The 16,853-nt window shown below is 72.0% G+C and carries 16 protein-coding genes; 7 read left to right on the top strand and 9 right to left on the bottom strand.

From position 1 onward, the window contains the following. Positions 1–27: 27 nt before the first annotated feature. From ACGIF2_RS09475 to ACGIF2_RS09460, 4 genes are all read right to left on the bottom strand, one after another. On the bottom strand, positions 28–984 hold the full coding sequence (locus tag ACGIF2_RS09475; RefSeq protein WP_396045905.1) for a metallophosphoesterase: 957 nt from the start codon (positions 982–984) through the stop codon (positions 28–30). Further along, entirely contained in the window at positions 984–3,407 is a 2,424-nt protein-coding gene (locus ACGIF2_RS09470) for a transglycosylase domain-containing protein (RefSeq protein WP_396045903.1), read from the bottom strand. The genes ACGIF2_RS09475 and ACGIF2_RS09470 overlap by 1 nt, the downstream gene beginning before the upstream one ends. 98 nt (positions 3,408–3,505) lie before the next feature. Beyond that, a complete protein-coding gene (locus ACGIF2_RS09465) occupies positions 3,506–5,890 on the bottom strand; it encodes a penicillin-binding protein (RefSeq protein ID WP_396045901.1) in 2,385 nt (794 codons plus the stop codon). A gap of 72 nt (positions 5,891–5,962) precedes the next feature. Continuing rightward, entirely contained in the window at positions 5,963–8,341 is a 2,379-nt protein-coding gene (locus ACGIF2_RS09460) for a transglycosylase domain-containing protein (protein WP_396045899.1), read from the bottom strand. A 224-nt stretch (positions 8,342–8,565) separates the two neighbouring features. Between ACGIF2_RS09460 and ACGIF2_RS09455 the strand changes: the two genes are divergently transcribed. The 3 genes from ACGIF2_RS09455 to ACGIF2_RS09445 are packed head-to-tail and all read left to right on the top strand — an operon-like array spanning position 8,566 to position 9,491. Next, positions 8,566–8,856 carry a WhiB family transcriptional regulator gene (locus ACGIF2_RS09455; protein WP_396046448.1) on the top strand — a complete coding sequence of 97 codons (291 nt, stop codon included), beginning with the start codon at positions 8,566–8,568 and terminating at the stop codon, positions 8,854–8,856. Positions 8,857–8,865: 9 nt separating this feature from the next. Continuing rightward, a complete protein-coding gene (locus ACGIF2_RS09450) occupies positions 8,866–9,024 on the top strand; it encodes a hypothetical protein (protein ID WP_396045897.1) in 159 nt (52 codons plus the stop codon). Then, on the top strand, positions 9,021–9,491 hold the full coding sequence (locus tag ACGIF2_RS09445) for a RidA family protein (RefSeq protein ID WP_396045895.1): 471 nt from the start codon (positions 9,021–9,023) through the stop codon (positions 9,489–9,491). The genes ACGIF2_RS09450 and ACGIF2_RS09445 overlap by 4 nt, the downstream gene beginning before the upstream one ends. 91 nt (positions 9,492–9,582) lie before the next feature. Here ACGIF2_RS09445 and ACGIF2_RS09440 read toward each other — a convergent pair whose 3' ends face one another. Both ACGIF2_RS09440 and ACGIF2_RS09435 read right to left on the bottom strand, forming a co-directional pair. Then, positions 9,583–10,260, bottom strand: a complete 678-nt coding sequence (locus tag ACGIF2_RS09440) for a Crp/Fnr family transcriptional regulator (protein ID WP_396045893.1) — start codon at positions 10,258–10,260, stop codon at positions 9,583–9,585. A gap of 52 nt (positions 10,261–10,312) precedes the next feature. After that, entirely contained in the window at positions 10,313–10,735 is a 423-nt protein-coding gene (locus tag ACGIF2_RS09435) for a hypothetical protein (protein ID WP_396045891.1), read from the bottom strand. Between the two features lie 184 nt (positions 10,736–10,919). Between ACGIF2_RS09435 and nth the strand changes: the two genes are divergently transcribed. Then, positions 10,920–11,627 carry an endonuclease III gene (gene nth / locus ACGIF2_RS09430; RefSeq protein ID WP_396045889.1) on the top strand — a complete coding sequence of 236 codons (708 nt, stop codon included), beginning with the start codon at positions 10,920–10,922 and terminating at the stop codon, positions 11,625–11,627. 45 nt (positions 11,628–11,672) lie between these two features. Here nth and ACGIF2_RS09425 read toward each other — a convergent pair whose 3' ends face one another. From ACGIF2_RS09425 to ACGIF2_RS09415, 3 genes are all read right to left on the bottom strand, one after another. After that, the gene (locus ACGIF2_RS09425) at positions 11,673–12,599 is read right to left on the bottom strand and encodes an alpha/beta fold hydrolase (RefSeq protein WP_396045887.1); all 927 of its coding nucleotides are present in this window, start codon (positions 12,597–12,599) and stop codon (positions 11,673–11,675) included. A gap of 11 nt (positions 12,600–12,610) precedes the next feature. Continuing rightward, positions 12,611–13,888 carry a Na+/H+ antiporter NhaA gene (gene nhaA / locus ACGIF2_RS09420; protein ID WP_396045885.1) on the bottom strand — a complete coding sequence of 426 codons (1,278 nt, stop codon included), beginning with the start codon at positions 13,886–13,888 and terminating at the stop codon, positions 12,611–12,613. Between the two features lie 94 nt (positions 13,889–13,982). Beyond that, a complete protein-coding gene (locus ACGIF2_RS09415) occupies positions 13,983–14,714 on the bottom strand; it encodes a winged-helix domain-containing protein (RefSeq protein WP_396045883.1) in 732 nt (243 codons plus the stop codon). Between the two features lie 287 nt (positions 14,715–15,001). On the opposite strand from ACGIF2_RS09415, the gene ACGIF2_RS09410 reads away from it, so the two are divergent. The 3 genes from ACGIF2_RS09410 (at position 15,002) to ACGIF2_RS09400 (ending at position 16,851) form a co-directional block, all read left to right on the top strand. Continuing rightward, entirely contained in the window at positions 15,002–15,751 is a 750-nt protein-coding gene (locus ACGIF2_RS09410) for a hypothetical protein (protein WP_396045881.1), read from the top strand. A 3-nt stretch (positions 15,752–15,754) separates the two neighbouring features. Further along, the gene (locus ACGIF2_RS09405) at positions 15,755–16,207 is read left to right on the top strand and encodes a thioredoxin family protein (RefSeq protein WP_396045879.1); all 453 of its coding nucleotides are present in this window, start codon (positions 15,755–15,757) and stop codon (positions 16,205–16,207) included. Between the two features lie 134 nt (positions 16,208–16,341). After that, positions 16,342–16,851, top strand: coding sequence for a DUF4395 domain-containing protein (locus tag ACGIF2_RS09400; protein WP_396045877.1), 510 nt, complete (start codon positions 16,342–16,344; stop codon positions 16,849–16,851). The last annotated feature ends 2 nt before the right edge of the window (positions 16,852–16,853 follow it).

Below are 16,853 nucleotides of genomic sequence, written 5' to 3'. Positions count from 1 at the left end.
ACCTCCTCGGCGGAGGCCGGACAGACCTCAGGCGGGGACGAGCGTGAGCAGCGTCGCCTCGGGCCGGCACGCGAACCGCACCGGCGCGTAGGGCGAGGTGCCCAGGCCCGCCGAGACGTGCAGCCACGTCGAACCCGCGCCGCCGGGGGAGTCCGGGCGCGCGCCGGGCCAGCCGTGCAGCCCCTTGGCGCGACCACGGTCGAGGTCGCAGTTCGTCACGAGGGCACCGAAGAACGGCACCGCGAGCTGTCCGCCGTGGGTGTGCCCGGCGATGACCAGGTCCGCGCCGTCGTCCTGCATCTCGTCCAGGACCCGGCGGTAGGGCGCGTGGGCGACCCCGAGGTGCAGGTCCGCGTCGGTGCCTGCGCGCAGCGTGGTCTCGCCCGTCGGTGCGTCGCTCGCGGCGCGCGCCGGGAAGCGGTCGAGCTCCAGGTGCGGGTCGTCGACGCCCACGAGCGAGATCCGGCGACCGTCGACGTCGATCGTGTCGCGGCGGTTCGTCAGGTCCTTCCACCCCGCGGCGCGGAACCGGGCTGCGAGCTCGCGCCACGGCAGCTCGGCGGCCTGCGGACGGCGCGGCAGGCGTGCGTCGGGCAGCAGGTAGCGCGCCGGGTTCTTGGCCGACGGGGCGACGTAGTCGTTCGATCCCATGACGAACGCGCCCGGCTTCGCGAGGTGCGGTTCGAGCGCCTCGAGCAGCGCGGGCATCGCCTCGAGGTGCGCCCAGTTGTCGCCCGTGTCGATCACGAGGTCGGGGTCGAGCGAGGCCAGGTCCCGCACCCAGTCGATCTTGCGATGCTGCCCCGGGGTCAGGTGCAGGTCCGACAGGTGCAGGATGCGCAGCGGGTCCTGGCCGGGTGGGAGCACCGGGACGGTGACCTCACGCAGGGTGTACCAGCGGACCTCGACGAGCGAGGCCCACGCGAGCGCACCGGCGCCCGCGAGCGCGAGACCGCCGACGGCCCCTCGGGCGGTGAGCGGCATCAGTGGTTGCCCTCTCCGTTGTTCCCGTTCCCGTTCCCGTTGTTCCCGTCGTTCCTGCCGCCGGGCTGCGGACCGCCCTGGCCGTCCGGGGTGGTCCCCTCGCCGGCGGGCGGCTGCCCGTTGGACAGGTTGAGCGTCACGAACGAGCCCTTGGGGGCGCTGCCGGTCAGCGACTGCGAGCCGACCGTGCCGGCCGGGGTGAGCGCGTTGACCTGGTCGGTGGCGACCCTGACGCTGAAGCCGGCCCCGCGCAGCGTCCCGGACGCCGCATCGGGCGTCTGGCCCACGACGTTCGGCACGGGCACCTGCAGGCCGTACATCAGCGTGCTGCTGACGTCGCGGAACGCGGGCACGTCCTTGCCCTCCATCGCCTGGGTCATGAACCGCTTCCAGGTGGGTGCGGCCACGGTCGAGCCGAACATGTACTTCACGTACTTGCCGTTCACCGTCTTGCCCTGGACCGGGATCATGCCCTCGCTGTAGCCGACCCAGACCGCCGCGGAGCGCAGCGGGGTGTACCCGACGAACCAGGTGTTCTCGTTGCGCGTGGTGGTGCCCGTCTTGCCCGCCGAGGCGAACGGCGGGGCGCCGACCGACTTCGCGGTGCCGGACCACACGTTGCTCATGGCGCTGTTCATCGCGTCGGCGATGTCCGGCTCGATGGCCTGCAGGCAGTTCGCGCTGGGCACCGGGAGCTCGTTGCCGCTCGCGTCGAGGACGCTGGTGATGGCGACGGGCTTGCAGTAGGTGCCGCCGGAGGCGAACGTGGCGAACGCCGCGGCCATCGTGAGCGGCGCCACGGAGTCGGAGCCCAGCACGTTGGCAGGCACCACGTTGAAGTCCGCGCCGCTGGCCTGGTGGATGCCCAGGCTCTTCGCGCCCTCCATGATCGAGCACAGGTCGAGCTGGGTGGCCATCGCGATGAACGCCGAGTTCACCGAGTTCTTCGTGGCGTCCAGCACCGACATGACGCCGCCGCGACTGCCCTCGGAGTTGCCGAACTTGTACGTGTCGGTCCCGAGCACAGTGCACGGCGCGGTGAACGCGCGCTGCGGGTACGACATCTTGGTGCCGTCCACGGTCTCGCTGAGGCTGTGCCCCTGCTTGAGCCACTCGAGCAGCGTGAACGCCTTGAACGTCGATCCGGGGGCGAAGCCGGTGGAGCCGCCGTAGGCCTGGTCGGTGTTGTAGTTGACCGAGCTCTCACCGGTGGCGCCGGAGTCGACGGCGGTGTAGATGCGGTTCTGCGCCATCGCGGTGATGCGCCCCGTGCCCGGCTCGACGACCGACATCGCGGTGGCGACACCGGACCGGTCGTCGACGGGGATGCCGGCCTTGACCTCGGTGTCGGCGATCGCCTGCTCGTGCGGGTCGAGCGTCGTGGTGATCGTCAGACCGCCGCGGTAGAGCAGGTCGAGACGCTCCTCCTGGGTCTCGCCGAACGCCGGGTCGTTCTTGATGACCTTGGTGACGTAGTCGCAGAAGTAGCCCGAGCCCGGGACCGACTGGTCGGCGGTCATGCACCCGAGCCGGGTCTCGCGCGGATGCAGCGTGTCGGCCAGCGGGGTCGCCACACCGGCGGCGTACTCCTCGGCGGTGATGTGGCCCTGGGCCTTCATGAGCTGCAGCACCGTGTTGCGGCGTGTCTCGGACTTCTCCGGGTTCTTCACCGGGTCCCACTTGGTGGGGCTCTGGGTGACGCCCGCGAGCGTCGCGGCCTGGAGGTAGGTCAGGTTCGCCGCCGAGGTGCTGAAGTACTTCTGGGCCGCGGCCTCGACCCCGTAGACCGAGATGCCGAACTGCGCGATGTTGAGGTAGTTCTCGAGGATCTGGTCCTTGGTCGCCACCTGCTCGAGCGAGACCGCGAGCTTGGCCTCGCGCAGCTTGCGGCCGTACCCCTCGATGCCGTCGGACTCGCGGGCCGCAGCGACAGCCTCGGTGTCGCCGGCCTGGACGGCAGCCTCGATGAGCACGTTCTTCACGTACTGCTGGGTCAGCGTCGAGGCGCCCTGGGTCCCGTCGCTCGAGGCGTTCCTGAGCACGGCCCGCAGCATGCCGGTGGGGTCGATCCCGCCGTGCTCGTAGAAGCGCTTGTCCTCGGTCGCGATGACCGCCTTCTGCATGATGGGCGCGATCTCGGTGAGCGGCACCACGATGCGGTTCTCGGCGTAGAACTCCGCGAGCACGCTCCCGTCGGCCGCGAGCATGGTCGACTTCTCCGACAGCGGCTTGACCGCGAGCTCGGACGGCAGGCCGTCGAACGCGGTGACGGTGACGTCGGTGCTGCCCTTGGCGAACGCCACGCCCGGCAGCAGCATCCCCGCGGTGACGAGGCCACCGGCTCCGGCGACGAGCAGGAAAGCGAGGAGCAGGGCCGTCGCCTGGACGAGGTTGACCTGGCGGCCGCGGGGGGAGGATGCCATGGTCCGTAGGGTACGTGAGCCCCCCGAGTCCGCCCGCGGAGCCGCCCAGCCGTCGCAGGACCTCTACGGCACCTGCACAGGCGCGAGCTGCCCCGCCGTCAGGGGCGCCCCACGCTCGGCGGGAACGTGATCCCCGGCCCGGGGTTCTGGCCGTTGCCGGGCGGCGGGTTCTGCTGCTGCCCGTTCGACGCCTTGAGCGTGATGATCGAGCCCTTGACCGCGGTGCCGCTGGGCGACTGCTCGCCGACCGAACCGGCGGGGAAGGTCGAGCTCACCTGCTCCGGGGAGACGCTCACGCTGAACCCGGCGGCCTTCAGCGTGCGGGTCGCGTCCTCGACGCTCTGGCCGAGCACGTTCGGCACTGTGACCTTCTCGCCGTAGACCTCCTTGTCGCGCGGCGGGGCGAACGCCGGGACGTCCAGACCGTCCATCGCCTGGTCCATGAAGGTGCGCCAGATGGGTCCGGCGATCGTCGCGCCGTACACGTACTTCTCGTACTTCCCCTTGACGTAGATGCCCTTCGCCTGCCGCGACGCGTCCGCATATCCGACCCACACCGCGGAGGACCGCAGCGGGGTGTAGCCCGCGAACCAGGTGTTCTCGTTGAACGACGTGGTGCCGGTCTTGCCGGCCGACGTGTACGACGTCTTCCCGAGCTGCTTCGCGGTGCCCGTCCACACGTTGCTGAGCGCGTAGTTCATCGCGTTCGCGATGTGGGGCTCGACCGCCTCCTGGCAGTCGGCGCTCGGCACGGGGAGCTCGGCGCCGGAAGGGTCGATGACCTTGGTGATCGCGATCGGCTTGCAGAAGGTGCCGCCGCTCGCGAACCCCGCGAACGCCGCGCTCATGGTGAGCGGGGCGACCTCGCTGCTGCCCAGGATGTTCGCAGCCCGGACCGGGTACGTCTCACCCCTGGGCATGTGCACGCCGAGCCGGGTGGCGCCCTCGAAGACGGAGCAGAGGTTGACCTTGCTACCCATGGCCAGGTAGGCCGAGTTGACCGAGTTCCGGGTCGCGTCGAGCACCGACATGGGTGAGAACGTGCCGCCCTCGGCGTTGTTGGGCTTCCAGGTCGGGAACGACAGCGTGGTGCAGGGGGCGTTGAAGTCCGACGGGTTCCACTGGCGCCTGCTGCCGTCCACGTACTCGCCCAGGGCGTGCCCCTCGCGCAGCCACTCGAGCAGCGTGAACGGCTTGAACGTCGAGCCGGGAGCGAAGCCCTTGGACCCGCCGTAGGCGAAGTCGGCGTTGAGGTTGAGCGCGGTCTGCCGGCCCTCGCCGCGCGCGGGCACGTAGTCCCAGTTCTGGGCCATGGCCGTGATGCGCCCGGTGCCGGGCTCGACCACGGACATCGCGGTGGACAGCCCGTCGGGGTTGTCCACGGGCAGCCACTCCTTGACCGCGGCGTCCGCGAGCGTCTGCTCGCGCGGGTCGAGCGTCGTGGTGATCGTCAGGCCGCCCCGGTAGAGCAGGTCCGAGCGGGTCGTGGCGTCGGCGCCGAACACGGGGTCGTTGGTGATGACCTTGGTGACGTAGTCGCAGAAGTACCCCGAGCCGGGGACGATCGTGCTGGCCATCTGGCAGCCGGCCTTCGGCACCTGGACGTTGAGCGTCGCCGGCAGCGGTGTCGCGATGCCCGCGGCGTACTCCTCCTCCGTGATGACGGCCTGGTCGCGCATGGCCCCGAGCACGATGTCCCGGCGGCCCTGCGACGCCTCGGGGTGCTTCACCGGGTCGTACGCGCTGGGGGCCTTCGTGATGCCGGCGATCGTCGCGGCCTCGAGGTAGCCGACCTCGGCAGCCGTCTTGCCGAAGTAGTACTCGGCCGCGGCCTCGACCCCGTACACCGCGGTGCCGAACGAGGCGATGTTGAGGTAGCCCTCGAGGATCTTGTCCTTGGACGTGACCTTCTCGAGAGAGATCGCGAGCTTGGCCTCCCGCAGCTTGCGGCTCAGTCCCTCGGTGCCCTCGGCCTCCTTGGCCGCGGCCGCCGCCTCGGGGTCGTCCTCGCTGTTGGCCCTTTCGATGAGCACGTTCTTCACGTACTGCTGCGTCAGCGTCGAGCCGCCCTGCTTCTCGGTGGTCGCCGCGTTCCTGACGGCCGCTCGCACCATGCCCATGGGGTCGATGCCGCCGTGCTCGTAGAAGCGCTTGTCCTCGATCGCGATCACGGCCTGCTGCATGATCGGCGCCACCTCCTCGAGCGGCACGACGATGCGGTTCTCGTCGGAGAACTCGGCGAGCACCGAGCCGTCGGCCGCGAGGATCGTGGACTTCTGGGGGAGCTCCTGGATCGCGAGCTCGCTGGGCAGCCCGTCGAACGCGGTCACCGTCACGTCGGTCGTGCCCTTGGTCACCGCGACGACCGGGACCGCGAGCGCCGCGACCACGACACCGCCCGCGGCGGCGGTGACGACGAAGGCCAGGAGCAGGCCGGCCGCCTGCGTGAGGTTCACGCGTCGGCCGCGGGGGGAGGGCGCCATGGGGCGAAGGCTACAAGAGCAGCAGATGTCCGGACATGGGACGACTCAGAAGGTCACCCGACCGCCGGGTCGTCAGCCGCCGTCCGTGGAGGTCGGCGTGGGCGTCGGGCTGGGCGGTGGCTCCGCTCCGCCCTCGGGCACGGTGCCGTTCGACGGGACGAGGGTGATGGTGGCTCCCGGGGGCGCCGACGCGGTCTGGTCCTGCCCGCCGACCGTGCCCTCCGGGGTGTACCCGGGCTGCGCGTCGCCCACCGCGACCTGGAAGCCTGCGGCTGTGAGCATGGCCGTCGCGGCGTCGATCGTCTGCCCCACGACGTTCGGCACGGCGACGCCCTCCGCCTGCTGCACGGCCCCCACCGTGCCGAAGTCCGGCACCGTGCGACCGGTCATCGCCTGGTCCATGAACCGCACCCAGGTGGGCCCGGCGATCGTCGCGCCGTACGTGTACTTGACCTGCTTGCCGTTGATGGTCATGTTCTGCACGGGGATGAACCCCTCGCTGAAGCCCACCCACACGGCGGCCGCGCGCAGCGGGTTGTAGCCCACGAACCATGTGTCCTCGTTGTGGCTCGTCGTTCCCGTCTTGCCCGAGGCCGGGTAGGGGCGCAGCCCGAGCGACTTGCCCGTGCCGGTCCACACGTTGCCCAGCGCGTAGTTGATCTGCGCGGCGTAGGGCACCTCGACGACCTGATGGCAGCCGGCGCTCGGCACCGGGAGCTGCTCGCCCTCCGGGCCGGTGACGCTCGTGATCGCGATCGGCGAGCAGAACACGCCACCCGCCGCGAACGCGGCGAACGCGGTGGCCATGCGCAGCGGCGCGACCGACTGGCTGCCGATCACGTTGGCCGGCAGCGGGTCGAACGGCTTGCCGTTGCCGCCCTGCAGGATGCCCAGGCTGGTGGCGCCGTTCATGATCGCGCACAGGTCGAGCTTGGTGGCCATCGCGATGTACGCCGAGTTCACCGAGTTCTTCGTGGCGTCGAGCACCGACATCACGCCACCCGCGCTCGGGTCGGCGTTGCCGAACCTGTAGATCTCGCGCCCGACGCGCACGCACGGTGCCCGGAACGCCTGGATCGGGTACGACAGCGGGCTCGCGTCGATGCTCTCCTCGAGCGTGTGGCCCTCGCGCAGCCACTCGAGCAGCGTGAACGGCTTGAACGTCGAGCCCGGAGCGAAGCCGCTCGACCCGCCGTACCCGGTGTCGCTGTTGAAGTTGGTCGACGTCTCGCGCGCGGGCGCGTCCTTCGCTGTGTTGTAGATGCGGTTCTGCGCCATGGCGGTGATGCGGCCCGTGCCCGGCTCGACCACGGAGATCGCCGACGAGACGCCGGACGGGTCGTCGACAGGGATGCCCGCCTTGACCTCCTGGTCCGCGAGCACCTGCTCGGTGCTGTCGAGCGTGGTGGTGATCGTCAGCCCGCCGCGGTACAGCAGCTCGAGCCGGTCGTCGACCGTCTCGCCGAACGCCGGGTCGTTCTTGATCACCTTCGTCACGTAGTCGCAGAAGTAGCCCGAGCCAGCCACGACCGCACCCGCGGCGTTGCAGCCGAGCCGCGAGTCCTGGACGTGCAGCGTGTCGCCGATCGGCAACGCCACCCCCTGCGTGTACTCGTCGGGGGTGATGTACCCCTGCTCCTTCATGAGCTGCAGCACCACGTCGCGCCGCTTCTGCGACGCCTCGGGGTTCTTGATCGGGTCCCACTTGGTGGGGCTCTGCGTGATCCCCGCGAGGGTCGCCGCCTCGACGTAGTCGAGCTCCGACGCCGGCTTGCTGAAGTAGCGCTGGGCCGCGGCCTCGACGCCGTACACCGCGATGCCGAACTGGGCGATGTTGAGGTAGTCCTCGAGGATCTTGTCCTTGGTGGTGATCTTCTCGAGCGAGACCGCGAGCTTGGCCTCGCGCAGCTTGCGGCCGTACCCCTCGACCCCGTCCGCCTCGCGAGCGTCGGCCGCGGCGGCGCGGTCGCCCCGGCGCAGGGCCGACTCGATGAGCACGTTCTTCACGTACTGCTGCGTGAGCGTCGAGGCGCCCTGGGTCGAGCCGCCCGAGGCGTTGCGGGCCACGGCGCGCAGCATGCCCGTCGGGTCGATGCCCCCGTGCTCGTAGAAGCGCTTGTCCTCGGTCGCGATCACGGCCTTCTGCATGATCGCCGAGATGTCGGCGAGCGCCACGCTCTCGCGGTCCTCGGCGTAGAACTCGGCGAGCGCCGTGCCGTCCGAGGCGAGCATCACGGACTTCTCCGAGATGGGCTGCACCGACAGCTCGGACGGAAGCGAGTCGAACGCCTCGCGGGTGACGCCCGTCGAACCGTTCAGCAGCGCCACCGCGGGCATCGCGAGACCAGCTGCGAGCAGGCCGCCCACGCCGGCGACGAGCGCGAAAGCAACCAGCAGTGCGGCTGCCTGGACAAGGTTGGTCTGACGGTTTCGTGCCGATCCTGCCCCCATTGAAAGAGCGTACGTGCGGTCCTCGGAGGGCACCCGGCGAGCGCTACGGGGTCCCAGCTGACCGGTTCGCCCGGTATGGGGGTTGTGAGCGGCCCGGAATGACCCGATCGGAGGATGTGCAGGGGACAACCCAGCCGCTAGCGTCCCGGTGGGCCCCGAACGGGGGCTCGAGGGGGCGCCGGTGGGCCGACGGCTGCCGGAGGTGAGGAGCACGCGTGGGAACGATGCTGCAGGACGCGCACTGGGCGGTGCGAGCGGCGTGCGGACTGGGCAAGGTCTCGCCGGACGCGTTGTTCGTCGAGGGCGCGGCCCAGCGCGAGGCGCGTGCCGTCTGCACAGGATGCCCGGTCCGTCTCGAGTGCCTGGCCGACGCGCTCGACAACCGCATGGACTTCGGCGTCTGGGGCGGGATGACCGAACGGGAGCGGCGGGCGCTGCTGCGGCGACGCCCCGAGGTGCGGTCCTGGAAGGCCGAGCTCGTCCTGGCCGGCGACCTGGTCGTAGGCGCGCACTAAGGTTTCGTCATGGCCACCACGTGGGAATACGCGACAGTTCCGCTCATCATCCATGCCACCAAGGCGATCCTCGACCAGTGGGGGTCGGACGGCTGGGAGCTCGTGCAGGTCGTCCAGGGCCCTGACGCCGGGCTCGTGGCCTACCTCAAGCGTCCGCGGTCCGCATGAGCGCCCCGACCGCTCGCCTGGCCGAGCTCGGCCTCGAGCTGCCCCCCGTCGCGGCCCCCGTCGCCTCGTACGTCCCCGCGGTCCGCACCGGTGCGTACGTCTACACCTCGGGCCAGCTCCCGTTCGTCGGTGGCGCGCTCGCGGTGACCGGCAAGGTCGGCGCCGGCGAGGGTCTCGTGGACCCGGCCGTGGCCACCGACCTCGCGCGCACAGCCGCGCTCAACGCGCTCGCCGCCGTCGCCTCGGTGGCGGGGGGGCTCGACAACGTGGTCCGCGTGGTCAAGGTCGTCGGCTTCGTCGCGAGCGACCCGTCGTTCACCGGCCAGCCCGGCGTGATCAACGGGGCGAGCGAGCTGTTCCAGGCGGTCTTCGGCGACGCGGGCGTGCACGCACGCTCGGCCGTCGGTGTGGCCGTCCTGCCGCTCGACTCGCCGCTCGAGATCGAGCTCGTCGTCGAGGTCCGCTGACAGCGGCACCTGCCCGCGACATCTTCCCGAACACGACGAAGGGCCCGCCGCGGCGGGCCCTTCGTCGTACCCGCCCCGAGGGTGGGAGGGGTCAGCGCGCGCGCCGTTCGAGCCTGTCGACGTCGAGCAGCACGACGGCGCGGCCCTCGCGGCGCACCCAGCCGCGTGCCGCGAAGTCGGCCAACGCCTTGTTGACAGTCTCGCGCGAGGCACCGACGAGCTGGGCCAGCTCCTCCTGCGTGAGGTCGTGGGCGACCCGGATGCCCTCGTCGACGGTCTCCCCGAAGCGGGTCGACAGGTCGAGCAGGGCCTTGGCGACGCGACCCGGGACGTCGGAGAACACCAGGTCGGCGAGGGCCTCGTTGGTGCGACGCAGGCGCCGGGCGAGCGCGCCGAGGAGGTGCTTGGAGACGGTCGGGTTGGCCTCGAGCCACGCGATGAGCGCGGTGTGGCCCAGCTCGAGCACGCTGCCGTCGGCGACGATCGTCGCCGTGGCGGTGCGGGGGCCCGGGTCGAACAGCGAGAGCTCACCGAACATCTCGCCGGGGCCGAGGATCGCGAGCAGGTTCTCGCGTCCGTCGTTCGAGCGGCGTCCGAGCTTGATCTTGCCCGAGCGGATCACGAACAGCCGGTCGCCCGGCTCCCCCTCGTGGAACAGCACCTCTCCCCGTGTCACCTCGATCGGGGTCATCGACGCGATCAGGGCCCGAGAAGCCTCGGGATCCATGTTCGCGAACAATGGCGCCGTCAGCACGACGTCGTCCTCCACGCTGGCACCTCACCTTCTCCGACGGAACGTCTCTGAGGGTCAGTCTGCCGCATCAGGCTAGGCGCGGGGCCTCGGGGATCTCGTCGAGGGTCGTCAGGGGGTCGGCCGAGAGCGCCTGGACGAGCTCTTCGGTGATGCGGGCGAGGGCCTCGTCGACGTGGCGTTCGTAGCACGCGAGGCGTTCGTCGAGGTCGCGCAGCACTGTCAGCTGGGAGACCTCGACCGCCGGGGCGTCGCCGCGCAGCGCCCGGAACAGCTCCGCGGCCTGGGGGGCGCACGCGCGGTCGTCGGGGAGCGCGAACAGCGCCATCTCCTCGCCGAGCGGCTCGGGGGGAGCGACCGCGGCGACGGCGAGGTCGAGCCGCGCCTGGACGAGCCGTCGCCACCAGCCGACGCGGGTGCTCTCGGCGCGCAGCGCGCGGCGGGTGCTGCGCAGCTCGCTGCAGTGCGACAGCGTCGACACGACTGGGGGCATGACCTCTCCTGGCCCGGGACCGGCACGCCTGGTCCGGCGCGCTCATCTGGGTCTTCGGTCCGCGCGTGGGACGACTTGAGGTGGCCGACGCCTCCGGGGGCGAGGATCACCCTGCAGGAGCAGTGCCCAGACCGGCATGTCGGACCTGGCCCCGCGTGTCGCCGCCGTTGCGTAGGCTCCAGGGATGACCACGACGCGTAGGTGGCAGGAAGAGACTCCCCTCGCGCGTGTGCGCAGGGCCCGACGCATCAACCGCGAGCTCGCGATCCGGTACCCGGACGCGCGGTGCGAGCTGGACTTCACGACGCCCCTCGAGCTGCTGGTGGCGACCGTGCTCTCCGCCCAGACCACCGACGTGCGTGTCAACCAGGTCACGCCCGAGCTGTTCGCGGAGTACCCCGACGCGAAGGCGTACGCGTCGGCCGACCGCATCGAGCTCGAGGAGCTGCTGCGTCCCACGGGCTTCTTCCGGGCCAAGACCGAGGCGCTGCGGGGCATCGGACGCGAGCTGGTCGAGCGTTTCGACGGTGAGGTGCCGAGCCGGCTCGTGGACCTCGTGACGCTGCCCGGGGTCGGGCGCAAGACGGCCAACGTGGTGCTCGGCAACGCGTTCGGCATCCCGGGGATCACAGTCGACACGCACGTCGGGCGGTTGGCCCGCAGGCTCGGCTGGACCACCGAGGAGGACCCGGTCAAGGTGGAGCAGGACATCGCCGAGCTGATCGAGCGGCCCGAGTGGACCATGGCCTCGCACCGGCTGATCTTCCATGGCCGGCGCACCTGCTTCGCGCGCAGGCCCGCGTGCGGCGCGTGCCCGGTGGCTGGGGAGTGCCCGTCCTACGGCATCGGCGAGACCGACCCGGTGCTCGCCGCAGAGATGCTCAAGGGCTGACCCGGCGGCAGCGACGCTGGTTCGGGCTCAGGCTCAGGCTCGGGCTCAGGCGGGGGAGACCTCGCGGAGCCAGTCGAGCAGCAGCTCGGTGACCCGCTCGGGTGCCTCCTCGGGCAGGTAGTGGCCGGCGTTCGGCAGCAGCTCGAAGTGGTACCCGGCGCCCAGGCTCGCCGCGACGTGACCCGAGACGGGCGCTGCGGCCGGCGGCCGGCAGCCGTCGAGGGCCCCGTGCAGCTGGAGCACAGGCACCGCCGCGGCCGAGCGCATGGCCGCCAGGTAGCGGCGACCGTCGAGCCGGGGGCCCGAGCGCACGATCCAGCGCGCCTGCTCCATCGAGGAGTGGGCCGCGAACGGCACCCGCACGGCCCTGCGGTACGTGTCGGCCACGTCCTCGTCGAGCCAGCCGGGCGCACCCCACTCGCGCATGAGCCGGATCGCGAGGTCGGAGCGCGTGAGCGAGCGCTCGGGCAGGTAGGGCACCTGGAAGTACGCGAGGTGGCGAGCGGCAGCTGGGCGCAGCGTGACACGCGGCTCGGCCCGGGCCTGGAGCGGGTGCGGTGCCGAGAGCACAGCGACCCCCTGCGTGAGCGACGGCTGGTACGCGGGCATCGACCACGCGACCTCGCCGCCCAGGCCGTGCCCGACGACGACGGCGCGGTCACCGCCGAGCGAGCGCACGACGCCCGCGACGTCACGGGTCAGCGTCGGCACGTCGTACCCCTGCGGCGGCTTGTCGGACCCGGCGGTGCCGCGCAGGTCCATCGCGACGACGCGGTACCCGGCGTCGCCGAGCGCGGGGAGCTGGTGGCGCCACGACCACCAGAACTGCAGGAGGCCGTGCAGGAGCACCACGAGGGGTGCGTCGCGATCGTCCGGGCCGGCGACGGCCACGTGGAAGCGGGCACCGTTCGCCGGTACGAGCTGGTGACGCCACGGTCCGTCGAGGACCAGGGCCGAGGAGTCGGTGGTCATCACCAGCGAACCTACCGGTTCGGGGCGGTCGGTTCTGCCGGATCGACGCTGGTGGGGGCGGGTCTGGCGTGGTATCGGTCACGCAGGGCCAGCGCGGTGCCCCCGATGAGCGCCGCGAGCAGCGACGCCCCGAGGATCGCGACCTTGAGGTGCTCGCCGTGCGGGGTGCCGTCACCGAACGCCAGCTCGCCGATGAGCAGCGACACCGTGAACCCGATCCCCCCGACGAGCCCGACCGCGACCACGTCTCCCCAGCCGAGCTCGGCTGCGAGCGTGGCGTGCGTGAACCGGGCCACGAGCCACGTGGCGAGCACGATGCCCAGGGGCTTGCCGACCACGAGCCCGAGCGCCACGCCCTGCGCGACCGGGTCCGCGACAGTCCCCGCGATCGCCGCCGCGGACAGGCTCACGCCCGCGGCGCACAGCGCGAACACGGGCACCGCGAACCCCGCGGACACTGGCCGCCACCGGTGCTCGAACCGCTCCGCGTCGCTCGACGGCTGGCCCGGGCCGGCCACGGCGGGCACCGTCAGCGCGAGCAGCACGCCGGCGATCGTCGCGTGCACCCCCGAGGCGTGCATGAAGCCCCACGTGAGGAGCGCGAGCGGGATGAGCACCGCCGGTGACCGCCAGCCGCGCCGACGGACAGCGAGACCGAACGCGAGCGTGCACAGCAGGGCTGCGGCCAGCGCGACGAGGTTCAGCTCGTCGGTGAAGAAGACCGCGATGACGATGATCGCGAGCAGGTCGTCCACGACCGCGAGCGTCAGCAGGAACGCCCGCAGCGCGTTGGGCAGGTTCCGGCCCACCACGGACAGGACGGCCACCGCGAAGGCGATGTCGGTCGCCGTCGGGATCGCCCAGCCGCGGGCCGATCCGCCCGACGACGCGAGGTTGACCGTGAGGTAGAGGAGCGCCGGCACGATCATGCCGCCGACGGCCGCGACCGCGGGCACCACAGCCGTGCTGAAGCGCCGCAGCTCGCCATCGACGAACTCGCGCTTGAGCTCGAGACCGACCACGAAGAAGAAGATCGCCAGCAGGCCGTCGGTGGCCCACGCAGCGACGGTCAGGTCGAGGTGCAGAGCGCTCGGGCCCACGACCGTGCCGAGCAGCTCGTCGTAGGTCGAGGCCCACGGCGAGTTCGCCCAGACGAGGGCAACGACTGCGCCCAGCAGCAGCAGGAACCCGCCGGTGCGCTCCTCGCGGAGCGTGGCGAGCAGCTGGCTCTCCTCGCGCGCCGTGAGGCGCTGGAAGAGTCGCTGGACGGGTCGGTCGATAGCGGGCATGCAGGCCACCTCACGGGCGCGCGGACGGGACTGCCGACCAGACTTCCCGGCGCACCAACCGTCAGGTTATCCGCAGTCGCTGGGCCCGGCCGCGTCAGGCGTCGGCGGTCTGCGTGTCGCCCGCCTCGGCGGTCGCAGCGACGCGACGGTCCTTGGGCGGGTCGAAGCGGTAGCCCACGTTGCGGACCGTGCCGATGAGCTGCTCGTGCTCGAGGCCGAGCTTGGCCCGCAACCGCCGCACGTGGACGTCGACCGTGCGGGTGCCCCCGTAGTAGTCGTAGCCCCACACCTCCTGCAGCAGCTGGGCGCGGGTGAAGACGCGACCCGGGTGCTGCACCAGGTACTTGAGGAGCTCGAACTCCTTGTAGGTCAGGTCGAGCGGACGACCGCGCAGCCGCGCCGTGTACCCGCCCGGGTCGATCATCAGCTCGCCCGCGGAGATCTCCTGCGGCTGGTCCGTGTACGCCGACGAGGCCGCCGACCGCTCGATCACCAGACGGAAGCGCGTCTCGACCTCGGCCGGCGTCGCGTTCTCGAGGATGATGTCGTCGGCACCCCACTCGGCCGTCACGACCGTGAGACCGCCCTCGGTGAGCACCAGCACGAGCGGGACCGTCAGCCCCGTGGCGCGCAGCAACCGGCACGTCGTGCGTGCGGTGACGAGATCACGGCGCGCGTCGAGCACGATGATGTCGGAATCGGGCGCGTCGACGAGCGCCGACGGTTCCACGGGAAGGACCCGCACCCGGTGCGAGAGCAGACCGAGTGCCGGGAGGACCTGAGCCGAACCGCCGGGCGCAGGGGTGAGCAGCAGCAGGTCTGCCACCGACGGAACCTCCTAGCGTGCGGGTGTGGACACGCTACCGCGTGCATCCCCGCCGCCGATCGCACGTGGACCGCGTCGAGATGCCTGTCACCCTCCTGTCACCCACCTGCACGTACGGTGCGGATGTCGGCTGTCGTCGTGGGCGTCCTCGGCTCGCCGGCGGTGACCGTCTGCGACAATCGACGCCGTGCCCGGCTCCCTCCCTCCCGCAGCGACGGTGACGACCCTGTCGTTCCGCACCCAGGACCACTCCGTCGTGGTCCGTCCCGGTCAGGTCAGGTAGCGCGGTGCAGCTCTCGTCCCGCGCCGTCTCGACGGCAGTCCTCGCCGCGCTCGTCGCGGTCGCCGGGTACCTCGGTGACACCTCCCTCGGCGAGCTCCCGCTCGTCGCCGTGGTCGGCGTGCTCGCCCTGGCCTTCGCGTTCGGCTGGCCCGTGCTCGTCAACCTGCCCAGCAGGCCAGGATCGACCGCTGTGATCGCGCTCGGTGGCGTCGGTGCCGTGTGGGCCGTGCACCGCACCGCCGGTGACCCGCTGCTGCGTCACCTGCCCGTCGTCTTCGCGTTCGCCGTCCTCCTCGCGTTCGTCAACGAGCTGCTGCGCGGTGGCGGGCGCGAGCGCCTCGTCGAGTCGGTCTCGGGCACCGTGGCCGGGACGCTCGTGGCGGTCGCCGCCGCGGGGTGGGTCGCGACGCAGCGCACCGTCGGCGGTGAGGGACTCGTGATCGCGGGTGCCCTCGCGCTGGCCGTCGGGTCCGCCGTCGCCGCCCTGCCGCTGCGCTCCTGGGCTGGGGCGGGGGCCACCACGGCGTCCGCACTGGCGGCCGGTGCGCTCGCCGGGCTCGTGCTCCCCGGGCTCGACGCGCGCGCGGGCGTGCTGCTCGGGCTCGCGGTCGGTGTGCTGGTCGCAGCGCTGCGCCAGCTCTTCGACCGGCTCCCCGCGCTCGACCGGTTCCCCGCCACGCTCGCGGCGATCGTGCTCCCGGTCACCGTGACCGGGACCCTGGTGTACGTCGCGGGCCGGGTCTTGGTAGGTTGAACGATGCTTCTGCGCGCGGTCCTGGTCGTCACGGTGCTCGTCGCCGCGGCCGGGCTGGGCGTGTGGTGGCGGTCCCGCGAGGGTCGCTTCACCCTGGTCCCGAGTGGGCCGACGGCGCCGACCGACCGCGCTGAGCGCCTCACGGCGACCGAGATCGGCATCCCGCTGGGCGAGCGGACCACCCTCCTGCAGCTGTCGAGCGCTGTGTGCGCACCGTGCCGCCGCGTGCGTGAGGTGCTCACCGAGCTGGCCGCCGAGCGGCCCGGCACCGTGCACGCCGAGCTCGACGTCGAGCAGCACCTGGGTCTCGTGCGCCGGCTGAACGTGCTCCGCACCCCGACCGTGCTCGTGCTCGACGCCGCGGGAACCGTGGTCGGGCGCATGTCGGGGGCGACGACCCGTGCGCAGGCCCTCGCCGCGATCGAGTCGTGTCCTGGGGCGGTCCCCGGCCGCTGAGCCCAGCGCTCACGCCGCGGTCCGCCGTCCGCCGGCCCCGTCCGGCACCGGACCTCGCGGCGTCCGCCGGTCCAGTGCCTCCTCTGTGCACCGCCCACCCTGCGCCAGCCCTCTCCACCCGTCCGGGAGGACCCATGAGCGACCCGTCTCTCCACCCGACCGCATCCGCGGCACCCGCGGTCCCCGCGGTCCCCACGCGTCAGCCGAGACCCGCTCCGGCGGGGATCGACCCGCGAGGGCCGCGTGTCGGGGCGGCGCTGACCGCCGTCCTGCTCGTCGTGGTGCTGCTGCTGCCCGCCGTCCCCGCCCTGGTGCTCCTGACCGTCGTCGCCGCGCTGTTCGCGGTGGGCGCTGCCCGCGGCGCGCAGGGCTCGGTGCAGGGGCTCGTGTTCCGCCAGCTCGTGCGGCCGCGGCTCGCACCGCCCACGGAGCTCGAGGACCCGCGTCCGCCGCGCTTCGCCCAGCTCGTCGGCCTCGTCATCACCGGCCTGGGCGTGGTGCTCGCGGTGGCCGGGGTGGGCGTCGCCGTTCCCGTGGCAGCGGCGTTCGCGCTCGTCGCGGCGTTCCTCAACGCTGTGTTCGGGCTGTGCCTCGGCTGCGAGCTGTACCTGCTGGGCCTGCGGCTGCGCGCGCGCGCGTCCTGACC

Source organism: Cellulomonas sp. P22 (genome assembly GCF_044392165.1).
Note: the sequence above shows the minus strand (reverse complement) of the source record. Positions and strands in the feature narration are given on the sequence as shown.

Coding starts and splice junctions, on each gene's coding strand:
- ACGIF2_RS09455 (WP_396046448.1), top strand. CDS start 8,566: ATGCTGCAGGACGCGCACTGGGCGGTGCGAGCGGCGTGCGGACTGGGC.
- ACGIF2_RS09425 (WP_396045887.1), bottom strand. CDS start 12,599: ATGACCACCGACTCCTCGGCCCTGGTCCTCGACGGACCGTGGCGTCAC.
- ACGIF2_RS09435 (WP_396045891.1), bottom strand. CDS start 10,735: ATGCCCCCAGTCGTGTCGACGCTGTCGCACTGCAGCGAGCTGCGCAGC.
- ACGIF2_RS09475 (WP_396045905.1), bottom strand. CDS start 984: ATGCCGCTCACCGCCCGAGGGGCCGTCGGCGGTCTCGCGCTCGCGGGC.
- ACGIF2_RS09445 (WP_396045895.1), top strand. CDS start 9,021: ATGAGCGCCCCGACCGCTCGCCTGGCCGAGCTCGGCCTCGAGCTGCCC.
- nth (WP_396045889.1), top strand. CDS start 10,920: ATGACCACGACGCGTAGGTGGCAGGAAGAGACTCCCCTCGCGCGTGTG.
- ACGIF2_RS09470 (WP_396045903.1), bottom strand. CDS start 3,407: ATGGCATCCTCCCCCCGCGGCCGCCAGGTCAACCTCGTCCAGGCGACG.
- ACGIF2_RS09405 (WP_396045879.1), top strand. CDS start 15,755: ATGCTTCTGCGCGCGGTCCTGGTCGTCACGGTGCTCGTCGCCGCGGCC.
- nhaA (WP_396045885.1), bottom strand. CDS start 13,888: ATGCCCGCTATCGACCGACCCGTCCAGCGACTCTTCCAGCGCCTCACG.
- ACGIF2_RS09450 (WP_396045897.1), top strand. CDS start 8,866: ATGGCCACCACGTGGGAATACGCGACAGTTCCGCTCATCATCCATGCC.
- ACGIF2_RS09460 (WP_396045899.1), bottom strand. CDS start 8,341: ATGGGGGCAGGATCGGCACGAAACCGTCAGACCAACCTTGTCCAGGCA.
- ACGIF2_RS09400 (WP_396045877.1), top strand. CDS start 16,342: ATGAGCGACCCGTCTCTCCACCCGACCGCATCCGCGGCACCCGCGGTC.
- ACGIF2_RS09465 (WP_396045901.1), bottom strand. CDS start 5,890: ATGGCGCCCTCCCCCCGCGGCCGACGCGTGAACCTCACGCAGGCGGCC.